General features: G+C 64.7%; 22 protein-coding genes and 1 pseudogene. 15 read left to right on the top strand and 8 right to left on the bottom strand.

All coding sequences use genetic code 11. The features are described 5' to 3' along the window. On the bottom strand, positions 1 to 440 hold a 440-nt coding region (locus tag J9893_RS20525), incomplete at its 3' end, for a helix-turn-helix domain-containing protein (protein ID WP_210621941.1). Positions 441 to 498: 58 nt separating this feature from the next. Between J9893_RS20525 and tnpA the strand changes: the two genes are divergently transcribed. Then, positions 499 to 903: an IS200/IS605-like element ISAs26 family transposase gene (gene tnpA / locus J9893_RS20530; protein ID WP_102948427.1), complete on the top strand. Its 405-nt coding sequence runs from the start codon at positions 499 to 501 to the stop codon at positions 901 to 903. 57 nt (positions 904 to 960) lie between these two features. On the opposite strand, the pseudogene J9893_RS20535 reads toward tnpA, so the two are convergent. Then, a pseudogene (locus tag J9893_RS20535) lies at positions 961 to 1,521 on the bottom strand (AMP-binding protein); the annotation flags it as partial. A gap of 323 nt (positions 1,522 to 1,844) precedes the next feature. Here J9893_RS20535 and J9893_RS20540 point away from each other — a divergent pair. Next, the gene (locus J9893_RS20540) at positions 1,845 to 2,384 is read left to right on the top strand and encodes a glycine zipper 2TM domain-containing protein (RefSeq protein ID WP_010674678.1); all 540 of its coding nucleotides are present in this window, start codon (positions 1,845 to 1,847) and stop codon (positions 2,382 to 2,384) included. Between the two features lie 158 nt (positions 2,385 to 2,542). Here J9893_RS20540 and J9893_RS20545 read toward each other — a convergent pair whose 3' ends face one another. Beyond that, positions 2,543 to 5,761, bottom strand: coding sequence for an ExeM/NucH family extracellular endonuclease (locus tag J9893_RS20545; protein ID WP_052815032.1), 3,219 nt, complete (start codon positions 5,759 to 5,761; stop codon positions 2,543 to 2,545). A gap of 596 nt (positions 5,762 to 6,357) precedes the next feature. Here J9893_RS20545 and J9893_RS20550 point away from each other — a divergent pair. The 4 genes from J9893_RS20550 (at position 6,358) to J9893_RS20565 (ending at position 10,681) form a co-directional block, all read left to right on the top strand. Next, a complete protein-coding gene (locus J9893_RS20550) occupies positions 6,358 to 7,479 on the top strand; it encodes an ABC transporter substrate-binding protein (protein WP_210600746.1) in 1,122 nt (373 codons plus the stop codon). Positions 7,480 to 7,580: 101 nt separating this feature from the next. After that, positions 7,581 to 8,633: an iron ABC transporter permease gene (locus J9893_RS20555; protein WP_053288212.1), complete on the top strand. Its 1,053-nt coding sequence runs from the start codon at positions 7,581 to 7,583 to the stop codon at positions 8,631 to 8,633. After that, positions 8,626 to 9,396, top strand: a complete 771-nt coding sequence (locus J9893_RS20560) for an ABC transporter ATP-binding protein (protein ID WP_143237503.1) — start codon at positions 8,626 to 8,628, stop codon at positions 9,394 to 9,396. Before J9893_RS20555 ends, J9893_RS20560 begins: the two co-directional genes overlap by 8 nt. Before the next feature lie 55 nt (positions 9,397 to 9,451). Further along, positions 9,452 to 10,681 carry an MFS transporter gene (locus tag J9893_RS20565; protein ID WP_052815036.1) on the top strand — a complete coding sequence of 410 codons (1,230 nt, stop codon included), beginning with the start codon at positions 9,452 to 9,454 and terminating at the stop codon, positions 10,679 to 10,681. Positions 10,682 to 10,887: 206 nt separating this feature from the next. Here the strand turns inward: J9893_RS20565 and J9893_RS20570 are convergent, their stop codons facing one another. The 5 genes from J9893_RS20570 to fadI all read right to left on the bottom strand — a co-directional run bounded on the left by J9893_RS20570 (position 10,888) and on the right by fadI (position 16,381). After that, a complete protein-coding gene (locus tag J9893_RS20570; protein ID WP_052815037.1) occupies positions 10,888 to 11,772 on the bottom strand; it encodes an AEC family transporter in 885 nt (294 codons plus the stop codon). Between the two features lie 12 nt (positions 11,773 to 11,784). Next, on the bottom strand, positions 11,785 to 12,342 hold the full coding sequence (locus J9893_RS20575; protein ID WP_052815038.1) for a YaeQ family protein: 558 nt from the start codon (positions 12,340 to 12,342) through the stop codon (positions 11,785 to 11,787). Between the two features lie 189 nt (positions 12,343 to 12,531). Then, positions 12,532 to 12,672, bottom strand: coding sequence for a TIGR02808 family protein (locus J9893_RS20580; protein WP_005325161.1), 141 nt, complete (start codon positions 12,670 to 12,672; stop codon positions 12,532 to 12,534). Between the two features lie 248 nt (positions 12,673 to 12,920). Further along, positions 12,921 to 15,071 (bottom strand): fatty acid oxidation complex subunit alpha FadJ, encoded by a 2,151-nt coding sequence (fadJ, locus tag J9893_RS20585; protein WP_143237501.1) that lies wholly within the window; start codon positions 15,069 to 15,071, stop codon positions 12,921 to 12,923. Beyond that, positions 15,071 to 16,381, bottom strand: coding sequence for an acetyl-CoA C-acyltransferase FadI (gene fadI / locus J9893_RS20590; RefSeq protein WP_010674668.1), 1,311 nt, complete (start codon positions 16,379 to 16,381; stop codon positions 15,071 to 15,073). Before fadI ends, fadJ begins: the two co-directional genes overlap by 1 nt. A gap of 183 nt (positions 16,382 to 16,564) precedes the next feature. On the opposite strand from fadI, the gene J9893_RS20595 reads away from it, so the two are divergent. From J9893_RS20595 to J9893_RS20635, 9 genes are all read left to right on the top strand, one after another. After that, positions 16,565 to 17,515: an AAA family ATPase gene (locus J9893_RS20595; protein WP_104455903.1), complete on the top strand. Its 951-nt coding sequence runs from the start codon at positions 16,565 to 16,567 to the stop codon at positions 17,513 to 17,515. Positions 17,516 to 17,543: 28 nt separating this feature from the next. Beyond that, positions 17,544 to 18,434 carry a DUF58 domain-containing protein gene (locus J9893_RS20600; RefSeq protein WP_182721843.1) on the top strand — a complete coding sequence of 297 codons (891 nt, stop codon included), beginning with the start codon at positions 17,544 to 17,546 and terminating at the stop codon, positions 18,432 to 18,434. Further along, on the top strand, positions 18,419 to 18,976 hold the full coding sequence (locus J9893_RS20605; protein ID WP_223925064.1) for a DUF4381 domain-containing protein: 558 nt from the start codon (positions 18,419 to 18,421) through the stop codon (positions 18,974 to 18,976). Before J9893_RS20600 ends, J9893_RS20605 begins: the two co-directional genes overlap by 16 nt. Continuing rightward, positions 18,973 to 19,935, top strand: coding sequence for a VWA domain-containing protein (locus J9893_RS20610; RefSeq protein ID WP_069784735.1), 963 nt, complete (start codon positions 18,973 to 18,975; stop codon positions 19,933 to 19,935). The genes J9893_RS20605 and J9893_RS20610 overlap by 4 nt, the downstream gene beginning before the upstream one ends. A gap of 21 nt (positions 19,936 to 19,956) precedes the next feature. After that, positions 19,957 to 21,357 (top strand): tetratricopeptide repeat protein, encoded by a 1,401-nt coding sequence (locus J9893_RS20615; RefSeq protein WP_143237500.1) that lies wholly within the window; start codon positions 19,957 to 19,959, stop codon positions 21,355 to 21,357. A 62-nt stretch (positions 21,358 to 21,419) separates the two neighbouring features. After that, positions 21,420 to 22,898 carry a BatD family protein gene (locus J9893_RS20620; RefSeq protein ID WP_182721871.1) on the top strand — a complete coding sequence of 493 codons (1,479 nt, stop codon included), beginning with the start codon at positions 21,420 to 21,422 and terminating at the stop codon, positions 22,896 to 22,898. 30 nt (positions 22,899 to 22,928) lie between these two features. Continuing rightward, entirely contained in the window at positions 22,929 to 23,519 is a 591-nt protein-coding gene (locus J9893_RS20625; protein WP_080769901.1) for a sigma-70 family RNA polymerase sigma factor, read from the top strand. Beyond that, positions 23,512 to 24,255 carry a DUF3379 domain-containing protein gene (locus tag J9893_RS20630; protein WP_143237499.1) on the top strand — a complete coding sequence of 248 codons (744 nt, stop codon included), beginning with the start codon at positions 23,512 to 23,514 and terminating at the stop codon, positions 24,253 to 24,255. The genes J9893_RS20625 and J9893_RS20630 overlap by 8 nt, the downstream gene beginning before the upstream one ends. A 407-nt stretch (positions 24,256 to 24,662) precedes the next feature. Beyond that, the gene (locus J9893_RS20635) at positions 24,663 to 25,934 is read left to right on the top strand and encodes an outer membrane protein transport protein (RefSeq protein ID WP_045524818.1); all 1,272 of its coding nucleotides are present in this window, start codon (positions 24,663 to 24,665) and stop codon (positions 25,932 to 25,934) included. Positions 25,935 to 25,986 lie beyond the last annotated feature (52 nt).

The following is a 25,986-nucleotide window of genomic DNA, read 5'->3' on the forward strand; positions in this document are numbered from 1 at the left end:
GGCTGGGACTGACGGAACTTGACCCACGCCAGCCCGGCAGGCAGCTTCACGCGACCCTTTTCAAGGCGGCAATACTTGTCGAAGTTGACGAACCGGATAGCGTCGCGGTTGTCGCTTTTTTTCTTGAATACGGGTGCCTTGGCGGCAAGTTTCTTATCAAAGCAGCGCATCCACGCGCCATGCAAATCCTTGAGCTTCTGCTGGAGGTTGTCGGTATATGCCTCGGCCAGAAAGGCCATTTCTGGGTCTTTCTTCCAACTGGTGAGCATCCTGTTCAGCTCAAAGGCAGAAGGCAGTTTTTCGCCAGCATCCAGAATGCGTTTGGTTTCTGCCAGCCCGTGATTCCAGACATAACGAGCACAACCGCCCAACTGGCGCAGGCGTTGCGCTTGTTGTTCGGTCGGTTCGAGTCGGAATTTGTAGGCTTTCAGAATTTGCATTTAGCGCTCAGTGTGCAGCATTATTGCCATATCTATTAATGCCCGATTGAGTGACAGAATGCAATTCACTAAAATTAATAAATCACGCCATGCGGCCTACGTTTTGCACGTACATTTGGTGTTTATTACCAAGTATCGAAAGCCGATACTGGGGGATCTGCATCACGCTTCATTCGGTCAGTGTGCGGCAGAGGTTTGCAGAGGTTTTGGTGCGGAACTGAAAGAGTGTGACGGAGAGGCTGATCATGTTCACATGCTGATAGAGTACGCGCCAACGGTGCAGCTATCGGTACTGGTGAACTCGTTAAAGGCGGTCACATCAAGGCGACTGCGTAATGAATTTCTGGACTTGAGAGGTGCTTACAGCAAACCCGTACTCTGGTCACGCTCTTACTTTGCGGGCTCTTGCGGCGGAGCACCGTTGGAGGTGATCAAGCAATACATTCAAAACCAGCGGGGCTGACGCCCCGGCGAAATTCCCCTCCCACCTACGTCGGAGGGAGTCCCCTTTCGCATTTAAGATGGCCTGCCACTCGTCCGCCGGCAGCCAGCCGGGTTCGTCCCCGTCCCCCAGGGCGATGAACCCCTCGTAGTCGAGCTCGCCGATCAGCTCCCCTTCCCGGTAGAGGGGATCGTCGATGGCGATCACCAGGGACTGGCTGTCAATGAGAGAGAGCGCCTTTCGCACCACTGCGCCGAACTCCCGGTCCACCAGCACCACCTTGCTCTGGGCGTGCTGGAAGATGAAGGCCATTGCGTCCGCATCGAGCCGGGTGTTGATGGTGTTGAGCACAGCGCCGCTCATGGGTACCCCGAAGTGCGCCTCGAACATGGCCGGCACATTGGGGGCGACGATGGAGACGGTGTCCCCCTCGCCAATGCCGCGACGGCGCAGGGCCGAGGTGAGCTGGCGGCAACGGCGTTCGGTCTGGGCCCAGCTCTGGCGCAAGGGGCCGTGGATCAGCGCCGGATAGTCGGGATAGACCCGGGCGGCCCGCCCCAGAAAGCTCAAGGGGGTCAGCGCCTCGAAATTGGCGGGCGTCTTGCCAAGGCCGGCGTCGTACATGTTCTGCTCTGTCATCGGATCCTTCCTCACAGGGACACAAAACGGGGTGGCACTCGCGGTTCACCACGACCGGCATTGTGCCCTGATGCGGGGCCAGGATGCCGGCTGGAACCGGATGAAAGGGTATCAAGGGGGCCAGATCCCAGGTATTAGCGAAACGTCTTAGGGGCCCTCGGCCCTGCTCCCCCTGTCGCCAATCGCCGACGCTATTTTTGTGCGGTCACTTTTTGCGCAGTCAGCCCCTGTCGCGATCCCGTGGCCCTTGCCTTGAGCCTGCGGCGCAAAATGCCAAGAATGATCCCAAGCCCTCAACGGGTATGAGTACAAGGAGAAGAGTGATGAACAAATCCATGTTGGCAGGTGTCGGGATCGGTGTTGCCTCTGCGCTGGCATTGTCGGCGGTCGCCAGCGGATCCCTGTTTTCATCAGAGCCCCAGTTTGCCGAGGTGCTGGCCAGCAAGCCGGTGACCGAGACCATCAAGACGCCACGTCAGGAGTGCCGCAACGTCACCCTGACCCACCGCAAGCCGGTGCAGGACGAGCACAAGATCCTGGGTACCGTGGTTGGCGCGGCCCTGGGCGGCGTGGTCGGCCACCAGTTTGGCGGTGGCAGCGGCAAGAAGGTGGCCACCGCCGCCGGTGCCGTGGCAGGGGGTTATGCCGGGAATCAGGTGCAGGGCAACATGCAGGCCGGTGATACCTACACCACCACGGAGCAGCGCTGCAAGACGGTGCAGGAGAGCAGCACCCGCACCATCGGCTATGACGTCACCTACCGCCTCGCCGGCCAGGAGGGGGTGGTACGCATGGAGAAGCAACCCGGCCCCACCATTCCGGTCAAGGATGGCAAGCTGGTACTGAGCAACGCGCAGGGTTGATACTCCGTTAGGAGCGCCCTGCCATGAGGAAGGCCCGCCATGACGGTGGGCCTTTTTCATCTTCGCAACCCAACCTGTCTGCAACAAGTCTTCCCAACAAAAGTCTTCCCAACTAAGAAAGGGGCCCGCAGGCCCCTTTTTATATTGAGACGTCATCCTCAGTGGCGACCGAAGGGCCACCAGGACTTGTCGTTGTCCTGGATGTCGACCCGGGTCTGCTGCAGGGCGCCGGGCTGGCCCCCTTCCACCCGATCGAGGCTCACCCTGAACTGCTCGGTGGGCTCCACAAACCAGTCATCGATGATCAGCACCTTGACCGACTTGCTGCCCCCCTCGCCCGCAGCCCAGCTCACGGTCTGGCTGAACCAGGGCAGGAAATCCAGCCCCCAGCGCGCCGTGACTCCGTCAAGGGCCACCCGGGCCCGGGCCGGCTTGCTCAGATCGCCGCTGCGCACCAGGGGGATCTCGGCAAACCACTGCCCCTCGTTCACCGTCATGCTGGCGCGCGCCAGCGAGATGGTGGACGGCGCCAGCTTGTCCTTGATGGTCACCAGGGTCTGGTGCTGATCCCCCAGGGCCGCGCCGCTCGGGTCAAACAGCTCCAGGGTAAAGGTCTCGTCCCCCTCGTGCAGGGTGTCGCTCTTCACCGGAATGCTGATGGTCTGGGGCTCGCTCTGCCCGGCGGCCCAGTGCAGGGTGCCGGTGAGGGGCGCCACGTCGCTTGTGTCCCCGCTGCCGTAGACGATGCGATAGCTGACGCTCGCCTCCCCGTGGCTGCCATCGCTGCGACTGACACTCAGGGACAAGGTATTCCCCTCCTCCACGTTCGCAGCGGCGCTCTCGAGACTCAATACCCCGGCGGGTGGCTGCGGATACTGGATGGCCACCAGCACCGGATCGTGATCCGAGGCGCTGAAGGGCCCTTCGGATTTCGCCAGCTGACCGCTGTACTTAGTGCCGTACTCGAAGAAGTTGCTCTCGGCGGAGTTGATGTGCCAATCCTCGATGCCGATCACCTTGGCCGCGAGGCTCGGGTTTGCCAGGGCGTGATCCAGGTTGCCGAGCTCCCCTTCGTAGCTGTAGGAGTAGGTGTCGGTGCCATGGAAGCGGGTATTGAGGTTCACCAGACCATACCCCTTGCCAAGGGCGCTGCCGCTCTCCTCGAAGGGCTGACCCGCCAGAGTGGTGAAGGAGGCGCTCATGATCTGGCGCGCCTGGGCGGCCGGATCATAGTCGGTCAGCACCCGGATGGGATCCTCCATGCCATAGGCGTTCATGTCGCCGATAAGCAGCAGATCCCCGGCCAGATCCTTGAGGTGCTCCCCCAGCACCTTGGCGGCGGAGACCCGCAGCGCGTTGCAGTGGCCCTGGCCATCCAGCGGATCGGCGCTGGCGTAGTCGGGGTAATCCTCGAAGCAGGCGGAGCCCTTGGACTTGAGGTGGTTGACCACCAGGGTCAGGGGCGCATCCCCCTTGGGCGAGCTGAAACGCTGCACCAGCGACTCGCGCATCCCCTGATTGATGGTCACCGGTTTGCCGCTGGCGTCCACCGCCTCGGCCTGCTGCACCGGCAGCGCGATAAGGCTGGCGGCCCCCTCCGGGGTCACTTTGGCGGGTCGGTAGATGAGCCCCACCGTGATGGCGTCGGTGCCAATGGGCTTGCCATCCGGCGAGGCAATCCAGCGGTAGTGATCCGCCTCGTCCGGCTGGGCGGCGTTGAGGGCCGTAACCAGATTGGCGATGGCGGAGTTGTCGCCATAGCCGTTGTTCTCGATCTCCATCAGCCCCACCACGTCGGCATTGAGGCGGGTGATGGCGCTGACTATCTTGGTGCGCTGCAACTCGAACTCCGCCACCGTCAGGGCGCCCCGGTTGCTGCCGGTGGGGTTGGCATCCCCGCCCACGACCGTGGTGAAGAAGTTGAGCACGTTGAAGCTCGCGACCCGCAGATCCCCCGCCTCGGCGAGCTCGGGGGTTTCCACCCGATCCCAGCCACTGTGATCTATCTGGCTCGCGTCGATGCGATTGCTGGCCACCAGCCTGAACAGGTTGTAGGAGTAACCAAGCGCCCCCTCCAGCCCGTTGAGCTTGTCGCCGATGCGCAGGTAACCGTCCTCGGCGTTGAAGCCGGGGAACCAGGGCAGCACACCGTCCGGCGCCTTGGCGTCGGTCTCCACCACCAGCTGGTTCTGCTGGTTGCGAAGGGCCCAGTCGCTCGCCTCCTGGCTCATGGCGGCAAATTTCTGGGTCGACTTGATGAGCGGCGCGCCATAAGAGAGCACCAGGTTGTTGCGCTTGCCGTCGTAATCGAAGCTGAAGTTGCGGGTCACCACCAGGCTGGAACCGGGCACCAGCCGTACCTGCATCCCCTCGTGACGCTCCAGCAGCTGGCTCAGGCTCTCGCCCGCCACCGGCAGCAGATCCACCGCAGCCGGGATGGCCCCTTGCGGCCGGGTCACCACCAGCTCGTCTGCGTTGATCTGGGTCTGGTTGAAATACTCCTTCACCTTGCCAGACACACACACCTCGGCCCCCGGCACGACGGCAGCGTTGGCCTTGGTGGTGTAGACGAAGAGGCCGTCGGAGGTAGCCGCATTCCCGTCCCCCTGCTCGTCCTGAATGAAGAAGCCCTTGTAGAGGCCGCTCACTACCTGGGTCACCACGCCGCGGGTGGCGTAAGCCTGTTCCGATTCGAACTTGCCGGCTGGCACCAGGGGGCTGCTGGTGCCGGGGCCCTGAATGGCGGGCACCGGCACCAACTGATCCACCGGGCAGACGAAGGCGGGCGGCTGGGTGCCATCGCAGGGACCATCGCCACTGCAACCCAGGCCACTGGCGTCATCTTTCGGGGCGGCCACGTATTCCTGCGCCGGATCAAAAGGCGACGTCGCATCAGTGCGGCCCATGGTGACGGTGGCCTTGCGGCGCAGGGTCATGTCCAGGGTCGAAACGTTGCCGGAGACCCAGGACGTGCCCGGATCCACCCCTACCTGGCCGAAGCTGTCGATTATCTCGCTGCCGCGATAGAGCACCAGGGCATCGTCGCCGTTGAACACCAGGTTGCCGCTGGTCTGATTGGCCTTGGCCAGGATCTCGGCATTTGCGGAGGGGTTGGCCAGCACCAGACTGGCGCCCGGGGCCAGGGTGCCTTGCAGCGCCAGGCTGTTGGTGGGGGATTCGCTGATGGGTTTGCCGTTGGCGTAGAGGGCCAGCCGGTATTGTGAGAGATCGACGGCGTCGCTGCCGAGGTTGCTCAGCTCCACCGCCTTGTTGTTGCCGGACCCTTCCAGGTATTCGGTGATGAGCAGTTGTGCCTGTGCCTGTCCAGCGAGCGCCAGCCCGACGGCCAGCGCCACCAGAGAGTGTCTTCCTGACATGGTCAGTTTCCTTTTTTATTTGCAGATCATGTTATTGGCGCCCCGCACAAGGCGGGCCGCAGCACCTTGGATGCAGCCATCAGCGGGAGGCATGTCAGCCCCCGGCCGAAACTGCGCGCCCACTCTGCCCCGTCGACGCCGGGGCTGCTGCGAGCTGGCTAACAATGACAACAAAATGTTGCGCCAAGGTGACGGGCAATACCCGAATGGGCAGTGTCTGCCATCGCTGCGCAGGAAGTTGTCGCCCCCCAGCCCCTGCTGGCTGCCTCCGTCAGGGAGCGACATCGGCTCCGGGGCAGACGGGGGGAACACTACGGCGGCCTCTGCCCGGTACCATTTCGTGAACAGCGCCACTCACAGACTCCGAATCATGGGCAAATCCATGGGTGCCATACCGGGCGCCACCCCCTTCGTGGCCCGAGAAGGCAGAAAACCGCGGGATGAGACTCTCTCCTGGTGCTCTTGTGGAACCGGTTTCAGTAATGACAGAAATAACAAGAGAGGGGATGACACAAACGTTTGTTGCTTTTGCGCTCGCGAATGGCAATAGTTCTCACTTTCTTTTTTGACCGTCTCTATTCTCGAGGTGCTACAAGATGTTTCGTCACCCCCTGGCAAAGTTGCTGCTGCTCGGCCAGCTCGTCCTGGTGAGCTGGATGGCGCAGGCCGCCCCCCCCGTTGAAGTGGAAGATGTGATGGGCCGCAAGGTCTCCCTCAGCCTTCCGGCAAGCCGCATCGTGCTCGGTTTCTATCCCGAAGATTACCTGGCGGTGGCCGGTGAAGGCGGGGCCGAACGCCTGGTGGGCATGTCCCTGGGCTGGTTCATGAAGTCCCGTCCCGCCATCTGGTCTCTCTACGTGGCCAGCCAGCCACAACTGGCCAAGGTCCCCGACCTTGGCAACGTACAGGATCAGAGCTTCTCCATCGAGAAGACCCTGGCGGTCAAGCCCGACCTGGTGATCCTGGCGAAGTGGCAATATGAGGCCCTGGCCGCCGACCTGCCACGCCTTGAGCAGGCGGGGATCCCGGTGGTGGTCATCGACTACAACGCCCAGACCCTGACACAGCACATGGCGAGCACCCTGCTGCTTGGCAAGCTGACCGGCCAGGAGGCCCGCGCCCGGAAGATGGCCGACGAGTACAAGGCCAAGATTGACACCATCACCTCCCGCATCGCCGCCGCGAAGCGCACGCCGCCCCGGGTCTACATCGAGCTGGGTGACAAGGGTCCGGCCGAGTACAGCTACACCTATGGCAAGGACATGTGGGGCGCCATGGCCCTGCTGGCCGGTGGCGACAACGTGGCCGCCCCCTTCGTCGATCGCTGGGGCCCCATCCACCCGGAACAACTGCTGGCGAGCAAGCCCGAGGTGATCCTGATGGCGGGCTACGAGAGCGTGAGCACTGCCGTCGCCATGCAGGTGGGCCAGGATGTGTCGGCAGAGACCGTGCGCCAGCGTCTGCAAGGCTTTGCTGCCCGTCCGGGCTGGAGCGAGCTGCCTGCGGTGAAGGAGGGTCGCCTCTACGCGGTCTATCACGGCGCCACCCGCAGCATCATGGATGCCGCCCTCATCGAGTTCATGGCTAAGGCCCTCTATCCGGACCTTTTCCAGGATCTCGCTCCCCTGGCCACCTATCAGGCGTTCTACCAGCACTACCTGCCCATCCGTCCCCAGGGCACCTTCATGCTGGGCATCAAGCAGGATGACGCAAGCTAACCCCGGCAATTCGGGTGCGGCCCACCTCGGCCACGCCCTCTTCAGCAACCCTCTTGGATTGTGTGGGCGCCTCTTGCGGCGCCCGTTTCAGGATTGACATCATGAATGATTTGGCTGCCCTGCAGCAGACCCTCGCCCGGCAGCGGCAACGGGAGCGCCGTCGCTGGCACTGGCTCCTGCTGCTCACCCTGGTCCTGTGCATTACCCTGGTGCTCGACATCGCCACCGGCCCCTCCCTGTTGGCCCTGCACGACGTGATCGATGCCCTGGTTTCCCCCGCCCAGGCCGATCCCATGACCCGCACCATCGTCCACGACATGCGCTTGCCTATCGCCCTCATGGCCCTGGTGGTCGGCGCCTCCCTCGGCCTTGGCGGCGTGCAGATGCAGACCCTGCTGGACAACCCCCTCGCCAGTCCCTACACCCTGGGGCTCGCGGCGGCGGCGGGCCTGGGCGCGGCGCTCGCCCTCTACACCGGCGGCCTCGGGCTCTCCCCCCTAGTGGCCATCCCGGCCGGCGCCTTCATTGTGTGCATGTTTGCCGCCTGCCTGCTGTTTGGGCTGGCCATGATGCGCCATGTCAGCAGCCAGACCCTGATCCTGGCGGGCATCGCCCTGCTGTTCCTGTTCCAGTCCCTGCTCTCCCTGCTGCAGTTCCTCTCCTCCCCCGAGCTCAACCAGCAGATCCTGTTCTGGCTGTTTGGCAGCCTGATGCGCACCACTTGGGACTCCCTGATCATCACCGCCGTCGTCACCCTGATCTGCACCCTGCTCATCTACCGGGATGCCTGGGCCCTCACCAGCCTGCGCCTCGGGGAAGCCCGTGCCCGCAGCCTCGGAGTCAACGTCGACAGGCTGCGCATGAAGACCCTGGTGCTGGTCGCCCTGCTCACCGCCACCGCCACCAGCTTCGTCGGCGTGATCGGCTTCGTCGGCCTGGTGGCCCCCCATATCGCCCGCATGCTGGTGGGGGAAGATCAGCGCTTTTTGATCCCCCTCTCCGCCCTGTGCGGGGCCTGCATGCTCTCGGCGGCCTCGGTGCTCTCCAAGTCCATCATTCCGGGAGCCCTCTTCCCCATCGGCATCGTCACCGCGCTCATTGGCGTGCCCTTCTTCATCTGGTTGATCCTCGGCAGGGGGCGTAAACGTGCTTGAAATATCCCGACTCTCCCTCTCCCTCGGCCAGCAGACCCTGCTGCGGGATCTCAGCCTCACTCTGCATCCGGGTCAGGTCCATGTGATCATCGGCCCGAACGGGACCGGCAAGACCTCCTTGATGCGCACCCTCTTCGGCGAGCTGACCCCGGACAGTGGCGACATCCGCCTCGGGGACCAGAGTGCCCGCCAGATGACGCAGGCCAGGTGGCGCCAGCAGTTTGGCTACATGCCCCAGAACATCCAGCTGGAGCTGGATCTCAGCGTCATCGAGGTGGTGGTGCTCGGGCGCCTCGACAGCCTCTCCATGCGCCTCGCGGACGAGGACATACTGGCGGCCGGCCGCGCCCTGCATGCGCTCGGCATCGCCCATCTGGCGGATCGCCCCCTCTACTCCCTGAGCGGCGGCCAGCGGCAGATGGTGCTCTTCGCCCAGGTGCTGCTGCGCGATCCCCGCATCATGATGCTGGACGAGCCGGTCAGCGCCCTGGACCTGCACCACCAGATGCAGCTGATGGAGCACCTGTGCCAGCAGACCCGGGATCAGCAGTGGATCACCCTGGTGGTGCTGCACGATCTCAACCTGGCCGCCCAGTTTGCCGATCAGCTGATCGTGCTGGCAGGGGGGGAGCTCCAAGCCTTCGGCCCCCCCGCCCGGGTGCTCGACGCGGCCCTCATCGAGCGCCTCTACCAGGTGCCGGTGGAGATAAGCCACGATCAGCGCGGCATCCCCTTCCTCAGAACCCTGCGAAAGACGTCATGACACAGTGCTGCGCCACCCCGGCGACCTCCTCCCGACACGGTGGCGGGAGGCGACCATGAACGGCGCCTCCTACTGGCGGGACTGGCAGGGTATGAGCCCGGCCGCCCGCCTGCTCATCACCAATGGGCTCGCCTTCAACCTCGGCTTCTACATGATGATGCCCTTCCTCGCCCAGCACATGGGCAGCGGCCTGGGCCTGGCCGGCTGGGCCTGTGGCCTGGTCATGGGGATGCGGGTCTTCAGCCAGCAGGGGCTGTTCCTGCTAGGGGGGACGCTTGGGGATCGCATCGGCTATCACCCCGCCATCGTCTGGGGTTGCCTGGTGCGATCGGTCGGCTTCCTGCTGCTGGGCTGGGCCGAGTCCCTGCCCATACTGCTGCTGGCGGCGACCCTGACTGGCTTTGCCGGGGCCCTGTTCACCCCCTGCGCCCAGGCCTATCTGGCGAGCGAATGCCACAATCCGAGCCAGCGCCAGCGCGCCTTCGCCCTGCACAATCTCGCCAGCCAGGCGGGCATGCTGCTCGGCCCCCTGGTCGGCCTCACCCTGACCCAGCAGAGCTATGCCCTGACAGGGCTCTTGGCGGCGAGCCTCTTCGCCCTGCTCGGGGTGCTGCAGTATCGGGTGCTGCCCAAACGCCCGGTGGCCAACCAGAGACCGCGCGGCGCCATCTTGCGCCAGTGGGGGGACATCCTGCGCCAGCGCCCCTTCATGGGGTTCACCCTGCTCGCGGGCAGCTACCAGATCCTGTTCCACCAGCTCTATCTGGCCCTGCCCGCCCATATCCAGAGCCTGCCGGACGCCACCCGGCTGCTCGGCGGCGTCTTCACCCTCTCGGCGGTGATCGGCGTCCTGCTCCAGCTGCCGGCATCGCGCCTGGTGGAGCGCCGTCTGGGGGTGCCGCTCGCCATGGGGCTCGGCATAGGGCTGATGGGGCTGAGCTATCTCGCCCTGCCCCTGCTCTCCCCCTGGCCGACGGCAGGCGTGTTGACGCAGGTGGCCCTGCTTTCCCTGGGCTCCATCCTCTGCTTCCCGCTCTTTGCCGCCCAGCTGCCCCGCTACGCTCCCCCTGACCAGCTCGCCAGCTACTACGGCTTCTATGCCAGCGCCGGCGGCTGCATGGCACTCTTTGGCAACCTGCTTATCGGTTTTATGCTGGGGGACGCGGGCACCCGCCCCACCACCGCCATCTGGACACTGCTGGCCCTCGCCGGCCTGCTGGCTGGAGTTGGCCTCTATACCCAGCTGCGCAAGGATGGCCAGGTTCAGCCGGCCACCCATCAATAAACAGGGCGGCCTTGGCCGCCCGGTTTTATTCCCTTTCCTCCCCCTTCCACTTTCTGCCTTATCCGGCTAACCAGAACCTGTTTCAAGACCTTGCCAGATAAGCGAGCAAGCTCGGCTGTGCTCGATGAGCAAAGCAACATCGGACATGCACGATGGCGATAAAAAGGACGCCATCAGGCGTCCTTGCAGGTGAAAATAAGACCGGGTCAACTCCCCAGATGCAGCGCCAACCAGACCGCCAGCGGGATCACCACTATCGAGAGCGCGTTGCCGCCCAGCACTATGCTGGCCACCTTGTCGGGCTGGCACTGGTACTGCTCGCACAGGATGTAATTCAATACCGCCGGGGGCAGTGCCACCGAGAGTGTCAGCAGCGGGATCCAGGCAGGCTCCAGGGGCAGCAGCCAGACGGCGAGCCCAAGGGAGAGGCCCCCCGCCAGCAGATAGAGCAGGTTGCACTTGAGGGCCAGCCCCAGATGGCTCAGATCCCCCTCCATCAGCCTCACCCCCAAGGCAAACAGCATCAGGGGCACCGCTATCTGACCGAGCAGGGCGGCGCTGGTCACCAGGTATTCCGGCAGCGGGATATGCAGGTTGGCCACCAGCAGGCCGGCGAAGGCGGCACAGAGCACGGGGCTTCTCAGCCAGCCCCAGCGGGAGCTACTGGCCGAGAGGATAAACATGCCCACCGTGAAGTGGAGCAGGTTGGAGAGCACGAACAGGATGACGATGGCGCCGAGCTGCTGCTCGCCAAAGGCGAGCACCATCAGCGGAATGCCGAGGTTGCCCGTGTTGCGAAACATGGCGGGCAGGATCAGGGCCGCCCGCGCTATCTCCTTGAGCCTGAGCAGGGCGAGCAGCAGGCCAGGGAGCAAAATCACCAGGGCGCCAGCCGCGACAAGCGGCAGGTGCGCCGCCAGATCCAGCGGGTATTTCACCAGGGCCGAGAAGACCAGCGCCGGGGTAAAGAGCTCGATATTGGCCCGGTTGATGTAACCCAGGTCGCCACCCGGTCGCAGCCGCCCATAGAGGGCGCCGAGGCCCGCCACCGCAAACACCGGGATGACGATATTGAGCAGGGCGCTGAACATGGGGGCTCCCGATCAGAGTTCGCGGGCCGGACGTCCCATCAGCACCACGGGATCCAGGGTGACCTCCTGGCTGCCGTTGCTGACCCAGAGCTGGCCGTCGGAGATGGTGCAGGTGAGCTGCATGGTGCGCTCCACCATGGCCGCCAGCGGCAGGGTCTGGCTGTCGGAGAGCTCGATGACGCTCAGGTTGTCGTGCAGACCGAGCTTGCCCTGGTTCTGCTTCCACCAGACGCTGGTGCCACGGCCGCCGTAAAGGTAGAGCACTACCTGGCGGGAACGGTTGCACGCCTTCTTGAGGCGCTTCTCGTCCGGCTGGCCCAGCTCAATCCAGAGTTCAATCTCGTCGGAGTAGTTCTTGCGCCAGAGCTCGGGTTCGTCGTCGGCAGAGAGCCCCTTGGTGAACTCCAGCCGCTCGGCGGCATGCCAGGCGAAGGCCGCGAGGCGGATCATCATGCGCTCGTCGGTCTCGGAGGGGTGACGGGCCAGGGTGAGGGAGAAGTCCTGATAGAGATTGCGATCCATGTCAGACAAGCTGATCTGGGCCTTGAAGATGGTTGCCTTGAGCGCCATAGAAGTCGTGAACACCTGATAAAAGAGAAAGGGGCGGACATGCCGGGCGTCAGTGTAATCAAAATGGCCGCCGGGTTCGACCGTCTTGCGCTCCCTTTACCCTATCAGGGTCGGGATAAGTGCTTCAGGAGACACAAAAAACAAATGCCAGTCCGAGGACTGGCATTTGGCGGCATGAACGAGAGTGACTCACTTCTCGGCGGACTTGACCCCGAAGGCATTGAGCAGCAGGCAGCAGGTGACTGCCACGGCCACGAAGCCACTCAGAAAGATAAAGGGCATGGCCCCGTATCCCAATATGTTCCAGATGGTTTGTTCGAGCAGACTCATAGTGTGTCCTTCATCCAGTGAAATGGGTGTCCCTTTCGCGACGGGGTAGTCCCCGCTCCTGATAAGGCTATTTGACCTCAACCCGCGCCTGAGTCCTATGCCACCAAAGTAATAAATGGGGCACCAGTTTGCGCCAGATCAATAATTTAGCCCCTTGTCACCCCGTTTTCCGCTCCCCGAGGCCCCTGGCTTGGACAAAAAAGGCGGGGCGACCCAGGGCCGCCCCGCCTGTTTGTCACGCAGACGCCTCAGCCGTAGAAGCGCTGCTGCTCCGCCGCCATCGCCTTGAGCCGCGCACAGGGGGCAAAGCGGTCGCCAAAGCGCTTCTGATGGTGCTCGAGGCGCCCCACCAGATAGTCGATGCCGAGGCTGTCCATGTAGCGGAAGGGGCCGCCCAGGAACGGCGGGAAGCCGATGCCGAAGATGGCGCCGATGTCGCCGTCCCGGGCCGAGGCCACCACGCCGCTGTCGAGCGCCATGGCCGCCTCGTTGAGCATCAGCAGCACGCAGCGCTCGGCGATCTCCTGCCTGGCCAGCCTGGCCTGGGGCTTGACGCCGAGCACGTCGTAGACGCTCGCGTCCACCGTCTTCTTGCCCTCCTTGCCGGTGAGCCGGTTGCGCGGCGCCGCCTTGCCATAGAGGTAGAAGCCCTTGCCGTTCTTGCGCCCCTTGCGATCGTCTTCCAGCAGCTTGTCAAACGCCTTGGGGGCCTGGAACTGCTCACCACCCAGCTCCTTTTCGAGGATGGGGGAGATCTTGGCCCCCACGTCGATCCCCACCTCGTCCAGCAGGGTGATGGGGCCCACCGGGAAGCCGAAGTCGAGCAGGGCGCCGTCCAGCACCTCCACCGGCTCCCCTTCCAGCACCAGGCGGGCCGCCTCGTTCATGTAGGGGGCCAGGATGCGGTTGACGTAGAAACCCGCCTCGTCCTTCACGACGATGGGGGTCTTGCCCTGGGCCCGGGCGAACGCCAGGGTGGTGGCCACCGTCTCGGCGCTGGTACCCGCGTGGGGAATGATCTCGGCGAGCGGCATCTTGTCCACCGGGCTGAAGTAGTGCAGCCCCACCACCCGCTCCGGATGCGTCGCCGCCGAGGCGATCTGGTGGATGGGCAGGGAGGAGGTGTTGGAGGCAAACACCGTGTGCTCAGCGCACTCGCGCTCCACGTCCTGCACCATCCGGTGCTTGAGATCGATATCCTCGAACACCGCCTCCACCACCATGTCGACCCGGTGGAAGCCGGAGTAGTCCAGGGTGCCGGTGAGCAGGCTCATCTGTTTCTCCAGTTCGCTGCGCAGCAGTTGGCGACGCTTGAGCTTCCTCGCGAGGATGTCGTAGCTGTAGCGCATGGCGTTGCCGATGCCGGCGCTCGCCACATCCTTGATCCGCACCGGCACCCTCGCCTTGGTGGCGGTGACGAAGGCGATGCCGCCCCCCATCAGGCCGCCCCCCAGCACGGCGGCATGACCCACCTTGCGCGGCTCGGCCCCCTGATAGCTCACCTCTTTCTTCATCTCCGTGGTGGCGAAGAAGAGGGAGCGCAGGGCGGCGGATTCCGGCGTCATCACCAGCTCGCCGAAGTGGCGGGCCTCGGCCTGCAGGCCGGCCTGCATCCCCTCCTCCACGCCGATGCGCACCACCTCGATGATACGCTCCGGCGCCGGGTAGTTGCCCCGGGTCTTGGCCTTGACCCCCTTGCGGGCCTGATCGAACAGCACCTTGCGACCAAATTTGTTGGTCTCCAGCACCTTGCCCTGCAGATCCCGTTTCAGGTGGTGGCGCGGCTTGCCCTTCTTGGCAAGCTTGATGGCGGCCTCCAGCAAAATGGACGGGGGCACCATGTCATCCACCAGCCCGAGCTTCCTGGCCTGTTTGGCCCGCACCTGCTTGCCGGTCAGCATCAGATCCAGTGCCTTGGCCACCCCGATGAGGCGCGGCAGGCGCTGGGTACCGCCGGAGCCTGGCAGCAGGCCGAGCTGCACTTCCGGCAGGCCCAGCACGGTTTTACCGTGATCGGTCACCACCCGGCCATGACAGGCGAGCGCCAGCTCCAGCCCGCCGCCAAGGCAGGGGCCGTGAATGGCGGCGATCACCGGGATCCCCAGGGCTTCGATCTCGGCGAACACGTCCTGTCCGGCCCGGGACAGCGCTTCGGCATCCTGGGCGCTGGTGCAGGCCGCCAGCATGGCGATGTCGGCCCCGGCAACGAAGGAGTCCTTCTTGCCGGAGACGATCACCAGGCCGATCAGATCCCCGTTCCCCTTTACCTCGGCCAGCAGAGTGCGGATCTCGTCCGCAAAGGAGGCCTTCAGGGTGTTCATGCTCTCACCGGGCACATCCATGGTGAGGATGCCGATGCCGTCTTTGCGAATATCCAGAGAAAAAGTCTTGGCACTCATCATTCCACCTCCAGCACCATGGCCACACCCAGCCCACCCGCCGCACAGGCGGTGTTGAGCCCCAATCCCCCACCCCGGCGCCGCAGTTCATGCAGGGTCTGGGTGATCATGCGCGCCCCGGTGGCGGCAAAGGGGTGACCAAAGGCCAAAGAGCCGCCGAGCACGTTGAACTTCTCCATGTCCACCTCACCGATGGCCTGATCCCGGCCCAGCTTGTCACGGGCAAATTCGGCGCTTGCAAACATCTTGAGGTTGGCGAGCGTCTGGGCGGCAAAGGCTTCGTGCATGTCGATGAGGGTCAGATCCCCAAGGGTGATGCCGGCACGGTCCAGCGCCAGCGGCGTGGCATAGGAGGGGCCCATCAGCATGTCCTGCCAGACATCGATGGCGGAAAACGCGAAGCTGCGGATGTAACCCAACGGCTCCAGACCCAGCTCGCGGGCCCGCCCTTCGCGCATCATCAGCACGGCGGCGGCGCCGTCGGTAAGCGGAGTGGCGTTGGCGGCGGTCACCGAACCGTGAGCCCGGTCAAAGACCGGTTTGAGCTTGGCGTAACTCGCCAGATCCGAGCTTTCGCGGATGTTGTTGTCCCGCTCCAGCGGCGACTTGTAGGGGGGCACATGGGCAGTGAACACCTCGCCACTCAATTTGCCCTGGGCCCAGGCTTCGGCCGCCAGGGTGTGGGAGCGGTGGGCCAGCGCATCTTGCGCCTCGCGGCTGATCTGGTGGGTCTTGGCCATCTGCTCGGCGGTCTGCCCCATGGAGAGACCGGTGGAATACTCGGCCACGGCCGGGGGCACCGGCAGCAGGTCCTTCAGACGCAGACGGCGCAGAATATTGAAACGCTGCTGGAGGTTGCGCGCCTTGTTGAGATCCACCAGGGCGCGGGCCAGAGACTTGCTGACTCCGATGGGCAGCACGGAAGAGGAGTCGGCACCGCCGGCGATGGCGATGTCCACCGTGCCGGCCATGATGGATTCGGTGACATTGGCCACCGCCTGGAAACTGGTGGCGCAGGCGCGCGACACGCTATAGGCATCGGTGCTGACGCTCATGCCAGTGCCAAGCACGATCTCCCGGGCGATGTTTGGCGCTTCCGGCATCTGCACCACCTGGCCGAACACCAGCTGGTCGATGAGCTTGGGGTCGAGATCGGTGCGGGCGAGCATCTCGCTCACCACCAGTTTGCCCAGATCCACCGCAGGCACGCCGTGAAAAGCGGTGGCCTGCTTGGCAAAGGGGGTGCGCAGACCCGCCACGACGGCTATCCGTTCGCCCTGGCGAGTCGTCAGTTTCAATGGCTGTTTCATCCTGGCTCCTTGGGTTAAAAAGGCAGAGGTCTGACCTCATTGCGCCACATCTTAACAATCCAATCACAAATTTCATACGGCTGATTGAAACTAAATTGTCCCCATCTTGCCACCCTCCCTCGCCCTTGTGAGCCAACTGGGGTATAAAAAGATCAACTTCCATAAAAACAACGGGTTTATCGCATGGCAGCGGCCGAGTTCAGAGCACTTGGAGACTATCTGGGCAGCCAGATCCTGGGACAGGGCCCCCTCATCGAGGGGCTGCTGATCGCCCTGTTATGTGAAGGACATGTGCTGATCGAGGGGGCCCCCGGTCTTGCCAAGACCCGGGCGGTCAAGGCGCTGGCCGGCGCCGTGGAGGGGCGCTTTGCCCGTATCCAGTTCACCCCGGATCTGCTCCCTGCCGATCTCACCGGCAGCGAGGTCTTCCATCCCCAGGATGCGAGTTTCGTGTTTCAACCCGGCCCCCTGTTCAATCACCTGGTGCTGGCGGACGAGATCAACCGGGCGCCGGCCAAGGTGCAGTCCGCCCTGCTGGAGGCCATGGCCGAGCACCAGATCACCGTGGGCAAGAAGAGCTGGCGCCTGCCCTCCCTCTTCATGGTCGCCGCCACCCAGAACCCCATCGAACAGGAAGGGACCTATCCCCTGCCGGAGGCCCAGCTCGATCGCTTCTTGCTCAAGCTGCTGGTGGATTACCCCAGCCCCGCCATGGAGCTGGCCATCCTTCAACTCAACGCCCGCGGCGACGCCCTGCCGACGCCGCCGGTCACCCTCAGCCAGTCCGACCTGCTGGAAGCCCGTACCACCGTTCAAGGGGTACAGATGCAGGGGCGCCTCGAACACTATCTGGTGCAACTGGTGTGCGCCACCCGCCCCGGCAGCGGCCTGTGCCCCGAGTTAGACCCCCTGGTCGCGGTGGGGGCCAGTCCCAGAGCCAGCATCGGCCTCGCAAGAGCCGCACGGGCCCGGGCCTGGCTCGCCGGGCGCGACTTCGTGTTGCCCGAAGACATCCAGCAGCTGGCGCCTACCGTGCTGCGCCACCGCCTCATCCCGAGTTATCAGGCGCTGGCGGACAACCTCGATAGCGAGGCGCTCATCGCCCTGCTGCTGGATGCCATTCCATGCCCCTGAGCCGACCCCCGCAGGCAGCCCTATCGCCATGACCCCCGTCGCCGAGCCCCGGGATCACCCCGACATCGCCCTCACCCTCGAGCGGCTGCTGGCGGTGCGCCTCTGGACGCGCCAGGGCGAGCGTGCTCACATTCATCAGGCGGCCCAGGGGCGTATCGGGCGCCAGCCCGGGCTCCATTTCAGGGAGCTTCGCCTCTATCAGGCCGGTGACGAGGTACGTCACATCGACTGGCGGGTCACCGCCCGCCTCGGCCGCCCCCACACCCGCCTCTACGGGGAAGAGCAGGATCAAGCCCACTGGTTGCTGCTGGATCTCTCACCCGCCATGTACTTTGGCTCCCGCGCCCAGCTCAAGGCCCGCCTTGGCTGCGAGCTGGCCGCAGCCCTGTTCTGGCAGGGGGAGAAACAGGCCAATACCTTGATCTGCCAGGGCGCAGTCCCCCACACAGAGCACCAGCGCGGCTCTCTCATGCCTCTGCTGGAAGCGCTCTGCCGCCATTACGAGGCAGGGCTGGATCGCGCCCCCCCGCCCTGGACGCTGGCCCAGACCCTGGCACGACTCACCCTGCCCCACGGGGCCAGATTGACCCTGATAAGCCATCACCAGGCACCGGACCAGGCACTCTGCCAGCAGTTGCAACGTCTTCGCCTGCGCCACGACATCCACTACTGGCAGATCCGCGATCCCCTGGAAGCCGCGCTGCCCGAGCAGGGGCAACTGGCAGTGCAGGCAGGCAGACACAGCGGTTGGCTCGCGGGAGAAGACCCCCACTTTCGCGCCCGCTACCAGAGGGCGGCCGACGAACAGGCCGAGGCCTGTCGCCAGCAGTTACTGCCCCTGGTGACGCGCCTCTATCGCCTCGACAACGGCGCCACCCTGCAACGCCAGTGGCAGGAGGGCGGATGCCGTCTGTTTTGAAGGGGGAGCAGGGCGTGCCCGCACCGGATGCATATCGCCAGCCCTCGTCCAGTGAGGCCTTGCAAGCCATCCGTGCCGAGCTGCGCGACATCCACCAAGGCCCCGCTCTCGAGCCTGCACAGGATCCTCGCCTGATGGCCCTCGGTGGGCTGCTGATCGCAGCGACCGCCGCTTGCCTGATCGCCATGACGGCCCTCACCCTGTGGCGCCAGCGCCGCTGGGCGCACCGGATAGACTGGCAGGCCGACGATCTCGTCCCCAGGCTGCAGGATGCCCTGCGAGAAGCGGCCATGGCCCGCTGGCCCGAGGCGGCCCCCCTGCAAGGGGAGGCCTGGCTCGCCTGGCTGGACAGCAAGGGGGGGAGCGATTTTTCCCAGTTTGCCGCCCAGTGGCCACTCTGGCTCTATGGGGGCAGCGTGCCCGATGAGGCGCAGCGCAAAAGATTGCGCCTCGCCTATCTCGCCTGGGGGCGACGCTGCGTCAGCGCGCCGCGATTCCCGGCAAGCAAGCGAGGGGCACCTCCCCCGGAGGGTACGCGATGATCCTCGCCTGGCCCTGGTTTTCCCTCGCCCTCGCCTTGCCGCTGCTGGTGCGCTTCGGCCTGCCTCCCATGAAGGGGCGCAAGGGAGGAAACCGGCTCGTTCATGGAGGTTTTCCCCTGCTCCAGCCCCAGACGGGGCAGCCCTTGTGGCGTATGATGCTCTGCTGGTGCGCCCTGGTACTGGCCCTGTGCCGCCCCCAGTGGCAGGAGCCCCCGATCATTCACTACCAGAGCAGCCGGGACCTCATCCTGGCGGTGGATCTCTCCGACAGCATGCGCACCCAGGACATGCTGGATGACGGAGAGCAAACGGACAGGCTTGCCGCGGTGCGCCAGCAGATAAGCAACCTTGTCGCCTCCCGCCCGGGGGATCGCATCGCCCTCGTCGTCTTTGCCGATCACGCCTATCTGCTCTCCCCCCTCACCCAGGAGACCGGGGCCCTGCTCACCCTGGCCAGGGAGCTCGATTTCGATCTGGTGGGGCGCACCACGGCCCTGGGGGAAGCCATCCTGCTGGCACGCCAGCACGCCGACCCCACCCGCCCCACCGCCCTGCTGCTGGTGACGGACGGGCGCAATACCTCGGGCAATGCGGATCCCCTGACCGAGGCCCGGCTCGCCGCCAAAGCAGGCATCCGTCTCTATACCCTGGGGGTGGGCGCCGACCCCGACACCTTCGCCGCGCCCGCAGGGGATGCCGATCCCAGTGCCGAACTGGATGAAGCCCTGTTGCAGCAGCTGGCGACACTGGGAGGAGGCCGCTATTTTCGCGCCCGCAACCGGGGCGATCTCGCCGCCATCAACCAGGCCATCGACACCCTGGAGCCCCTCGCCCGGCCCCAGACCCTCTCCCGGCCCCACCAGGAGCTCTACCCCTGGCCACTGGCCCTGGCCTGGCTGCTGCTCTGCTGGCCAGCCCGCTGGCGCATCCCCCTGTCACACAGGCCATCCCATGAGTAGGCTGGTCATGACGGTGGCACCATGGAGCTGACCTTGCTGCGCCCCCTCTGGTTGCTGGCCCTGATCCCCTGGCTGTGGCAGGGGTGGCGCCGCCGCCGCGATCCCGGCTTGCTCTCCCCGGCCATGCAGGCCTATCTGCTGCCGAGCCGCCATCGGGCCATCCCCTGGCGCTGGCTTGCCTGTCTGCCGGTGATCCTGGCGCTCTCGGGCCCCGCCCTGCGCCAACAGAGTCTCCCCATGCCGAGCCCGGCCCTCGATATCTGGCTGCTGGATCTCTCCGACTCCATGCTGGCGCAGGATCTGGCGCCGGACCGGGCAACCCGGGTGAGGCTGGGATTGCAGGAGATGCTGGCCGACATAGCGCGGCAGGACGCGGCCCATCCCATCGCCCTCATTCTATTTGCCGGGGATGCCTACCTCGCCATGCCTCCCACCCGGGATCATCAGGCCATCGCCCTGCTGCTGCCGGACCTGCGCCCGGCCATCATGCCTGTCCAGGGCAGCGCCCCCGAGCGCGCCGTGGCCCTGGCCCTCACCCTGATCCCGCCGGGCCAGTCCGCCCGTCTACTGCTCGTGACCGACGGCCTCTCCGGGACAGCGCGCGATCGCATCGCCGCCCTCTGGCCCTGCCTCAACGACCTGTTCTGCAAGGCAGGCTCGGCCCCGCGGCTCGACATCTTGCTGGCCAGCGGGGGCAAGGAGACCCGGTTGCCCGACGAGGAGGCCATGACCGCCCTTGCCGCCAGTACCGGAGGCAGGCTGGCCTGGCTTGATTCCGGCCTGCCCCGCTTTGCCCCCTTGCCCATGGGCCAGACCCTGACGCAGGGGCAATCCCGGGATCTCGGCCCCTGGCTGCTCATCCCCTTGCTCCCCCTGGCGCTGCTGGCACGGATCGGCGCCCACTGGCTGCTGGTGATCCTCGTCATTGGCGTCGCGCCCCCTTCCCTGCAGGCGGCCTCCCGACAAGATGAAGCAGGCTGGCAGGCTTATCGCCAGGGACACTATCGGGAAGCGGCCAACGCCTTCCAGGATCCGGTCTGGCAAGGCAACGCCTGGTATAGAGCCGGGGATTACGCCAGGGCCGTCGCCGCCTATGGCAGGGCAAACAGCGCCACCGCCCACTACAACAGGGGCAATGCCCTGGTCTGGCTCGGGGACCTTGCCGCCGCGGAGCAGGCCTATCTGAGCGCCCTTCGCCTTGAACCTGGGCACAGGGATGCCTTGCACAACCTGGCCCTGCTGCGGGCCAACCCGCCGCAGACAACTCCCTCGGCAAATGCCCCGGAGCAGGCCGACACTCCCGACCCCGTCCGCGCCTCAGAGGCTCCCCGCCCCCCGGCGCCCCCCGTGCTGCTGCTGGAGCAGCGCCTTCGCAAGGAGGCCCTGCGCCGCCCCCTGATCAAGGTGGAGGAGCCCTGGTGATCCTCGTGCAGCGCTTGCTCTCCCCCCGGATCGGCTGCTGGCTGCTGCTCGCCCTGTGCGCCATGCGGGTGCAGGCCGCCCCTGTCGAGGCCGAGCTGTTGCCGGGGGCGAGCGAGCGCGACTGGCTGCTCGTCATCGAAGCCGACGGGCTGCACCGCGATGAGGATCTCAACCTGCAACCGCTGCTGCGCCAGTTTGCGGTCGGGCGGGTCAGCATACAGCGGGTCAGTGCCCAGAGCCGCAGCCTGACCCGCTGGCAGATCCCCCTGCACCTGCTCGATACCAGCCCGCGCCAGGTGCCCTCCCTGCCCCTTGGCGCCGATCTCACCCCCTCCCTGGCGGTGCCGACACGTTCCCTGGACGGCACCCTGATGCCGACACAAGACCCGGTATTCTCTCCGGTCGAGCTGCAGGCCCGGGTGCTCCATGAGGGGAATCTCTACCCCGGCCAGCCCTTCATCTATGAGCTGACCCTCTGGCTGCCTGCCAACCTGGAGGCCCCCAACCTCGGCGAGCCCATCACCCCGGCCTTTACCATTCGCCGCCTTGGCGAGGACCGCTGGGACTCTCCCACCAGCCCCGGCCTGCCCGGGCGTCTCACGCGAAAATGGCTGCTGCAGGCCAAAGGACCCGGGCTCCATCCCGTCGAATCCCCCCGCTTTCAGGGGCGGTTGCCGCCCCAGGACCAGGCCGGTGCGACCGCGCCGGGCAACGCGGGGGATCTGCTGTCCGCCAGGGCGGCGACCCTCTTCATCAAGGTGGACAAGGCCCCCCTGGAGCCGGTGGCGAGCAGCCTGGTGTTGCGCCAGCAGTTCAGCCCGGCCCAGGCCAGGGTGGGTGAGCCGGTGATCCGCACCCTCACCCTGGTGATGGAAGGGGGGGATGGCAACCGCCTGCCCCCCTTGCCGGCCCCGCCCCTGCCCGCCGGCCTCTCCATGAAGCCGGACGGCGAGCAGCAACAGGAGCGATTCGTGGCCGAGGGGGCGCTACGCTTCGAGCGCCAGTGGCGCCAGGCCCTGACCGCCGACGAGGCGGGGCGCTATGTGCTGCCCCCCCAGACCCTGCGCTGGTTCAACACCCAGAGCGGTCGCATCGAGGAGGCGCGCCTGCCCGCACATCCTCTGGTGTTCACGGCAAGGGAGAGCGCCACTCCCGCCTCCCCCGCACCAGGGGTCCAGTATCTCTATTGGGTGCTCCTGGCCATCCTGCTGCGGGCATTCATGCGCCGCTGGCCGCGCTGGCACGCCTTCTATCGCCTGCAACGGGCCCTCGCCACGGGCTCTCCTGACGAGGCCAGGGAAACCCTGCTGACCTGGGCCGTCCTGCGCTGGGACACCCCCTGTCTGCATCTGGCCAGGCTGCCCTGTCACCGCGACCCCGCCATGGGGGCGCTGCTGGACGGCCTGGATCGGGCCTGTTTTTCCCCCAAGCGAGTCCCTGGCGAACACCTGCCCAGGCAGGCGCTCGCCAGGGAGTTGTGCACCTGGGAGAGCTTTGCGATAGCCTATGGTCTTCGAATACTGGCGTGGATGCGTGCATGATGCGCCCCTCATGAAACAGGACACCCCTTTATGGCGTTAGGTTTTTTCAGAAGAAAAAGGGCCGACACGGGAAAGGATCCCTGCGCTTCTCCGGTCTATGGGGAGATGGCAGACAAACAAACCAAGTACGAAGCCCTGGTGCACGCCCTGCACGGAGACATCTACCGCTACGCCTACTGGCTGTGCCGGGATCCGCAAATCGCCGAGGATCTGGTGCAGGAGACTTTCCTGCGCGCCTGGAAGGCGATAGATACCCTGCTGGACGACAAGGCTGCTAAGGCGTGGCTCATCACCATATTGCGGCGGGAGAATGCACGCCGCTTTGAGCGAAAGCAGTTCGATCTCGTCGACCTCGACGAGCACCCCCTGCGGGATCAGGGTGTCCTGCCAAGCGAGCAGGAGATGGAGCACGAATGGCTCAGGCGCCACATCGCCCGCCTGCCTGCCGAGTATCAGGAGCCGCTGCTGCTGCAGGTACTGGGGGGATTCAGCGGGGAGGAGATCGCCGAGCAACTCGGCCTGAACAAGAACACCGTCATGACAAGGCTGTTTCGCGCCCGCAACCAGATAAAAGAGGCCATGGAGTCTGCGAAACAACAGAGAGGACACACCAATGGATGAGCTTGAATTTCGCCGCCGGGCCATCACTCACCCCTCGGACAGGGATCCCGCCTTCCTGAAAGCCGCCGAGGCGTCACCGGCCAATCGCAAGCATCTGGACGAGATGCAGCAGCTCGAGCGCCAGGTGCGCAGCACCCTGGAAGTGGACGTACCAGCCGGTCTTGCGGAGCGGATCCTGCTCAGGCAGGCGATGGCAGCCGAAGAGGAGCAGGTGGTCTCGCTACCCGTCACTCCTGCACGCACGCAATGGCGCGCTCTGGCCATCGCGGCCTCGGTCGCCTTCCTGCTCGGCATGAGCACCCGCTGGATCAGCTGGCCTGTGGCACCGGACACCCTGTCGCTGGCTCAAGTCGCCATGTCCCACGTTTATGGGGAAGAGCCCTTCATTCATGCGGTGGATGAGCGGGTCAGCCTGCACACCATCAACGCAAAAATGGAGAAATATGGTGCCACCCTGAGCGAGATGCCGGGCATGAAGGTAACCTATGTCAACCACTGCGCCTTCTACCAGGGACCGGCCCTGCACATGGTGCTCCAGGGCAAGATGGGACCGGTCACCCTGTTCCTCGTCCCCAAGCATCTGCCACTGACGATCCAGCCCGATTTTGCAGACGGGACCCTCAAGGGGGAGATACTGCCGCTCAAGGGGGCCAACATGGTGCTCATCGGAGACATGCAGGAGCCCCTCGCCCCGGTTGCCCGCCAGCTTGAGTCACGCCTGCACTGGTCCATTTAACAGACCTTGACCCAAGCTGACTCGTCCTCCGCCTCAGCCACATCACAGGCAGACATCCTCATTGTCTGCCTGTTCATCCCCACATCCCCGCATGTTCCCGCCCATTGCCCGCGCGAAGTCACATTTCTACCATTAATTTTAAATGACTCAAATGGCACCATTGTGCTTTATTTATCCAATAATAGATAAATCAGCCTAATAAAACGGCAAGTTAAAACAAATGATTAACACAATGGAAACTTTTATGTATTCTGCTGTCACTGGTCTGATTTCTTACCTCCTACCAGATCCATAGAATCACGCCAGCAATGAATGGGAAGAAGCTGACATAACAACAGATCATGTCGTCAATAGCCGCCAAAGAGCCGCGATGTCGACAGAAAATCTGCTTACAAAGAGAGAACACTATGACAACTGCCTTTTTCAAGAAAAGCCTGATCGCTGCGGCCGTGACCCTGGCCAGCACCCAGACCTTCGCCGCCGCGTTCCAGCTGAACGAGCACTCGGCCTCCGGTCTGGGGCGCGCCTACGCAGGTGAAGCAGCCATCGCCGACAACGCGGCCGTGCTGTCCCGCAACCCGGCGGCCATGACCACCTTCGACAAGATGGCACTGTCTGTATCCGGCACCTATATCAAGCCCGACGTGGACGTGGCTGGCGACATCTATGCCGGCTCCACCAAGCTGGCTCCGTCCAGCGAGAGCGACATCGCCCCCGATGCCTTCGTGCCGGCCACCTACTTCATCCAGCCCCTGAACGATCAGTGGGCCTGGGGGATCGGCCTCTTCTCCAACTACGGCCTCTCCACCGAATATTCCAAGACCTTCGCGGCCGGTGCTGGCGCCGGTGACACCGAGCTGCTGACCTTCAACATCAACCCCAACATCGCCTATCGCATCAACTCCAGCTTCAGCGTCGGTGCCGGCATCAATGCCGTCTACGCCGCCGCCGAGCTGAACCGTTATGCCGGTGCGCTCTCCGCTGCCATTCCAGGTGCCAACTCCGATACCCGTCTGGCTCACCTGAAGGGCGACACCTGGGGCTTTGGCTGGAACGTCGGCACCCTGTACGAGATCAACGACAACAACCGTCTCGCCCTGACCTACCGCTCCCAGGTGGACTTGAGCTTTGACGGCGACTTCCAGGGTGCCACCTCCGGCAACCGCGTCGTCGATGGCAACCTGAAACTGGATCTGCCGGCCCAGGCCGAATTCGCAGGCTACCACCGCCTGAACCAGCAATTCGCTGTCCACTACTCCGTGAACTGGACCGACTGGAGCGCCTTCCAGGAGCTCAAGGCCACCAGCAGCAACTGCGCCGGCGGTGTCTGCCTGCAAAAAGACGAGAAGTTCAAGGACTCTGCCCGTTACGCCCTGGGCGGTACCTGGTACGTCAACCCGTCCTGGGAAGCCCGTATCGGCTTCGCCTACGACAACAGCCCCATCGAGCCGGAATACCGCAGCCTGAGCATTCCTGACTCCGACCGTATCTGGTACAGCGCCGGTGCCACCTACCACATCAACCCGGACATGAGCCTCGACTTCGGCATGGCCTATCTGGACGGCAAGGAAGTGGACGTGAACGAAGGCCTGCGCAACCACAGCGATGCGCTGCGCTGGAAGGGCACCTCCCATGGCAACGCCCTGCTGGCTTCCGCCCAGTTCAACATGAAATTCTGATTTTCACGTCATCATCGAGAGCGCCCCAGGGCGCTCTTTTTTTATCCAATTT

Origin of the sequence: Aeromonas sp. MaB10011B, assembly GCF_017939325.1 — a bacterium.
Classification (GTDB): domain Bacteria; phylum Pseudomonadota; class Gammaproteobacteria; order Enterobacterales; family Aeromonadaceae; genus Aeromonas; species Aeromonas caviae.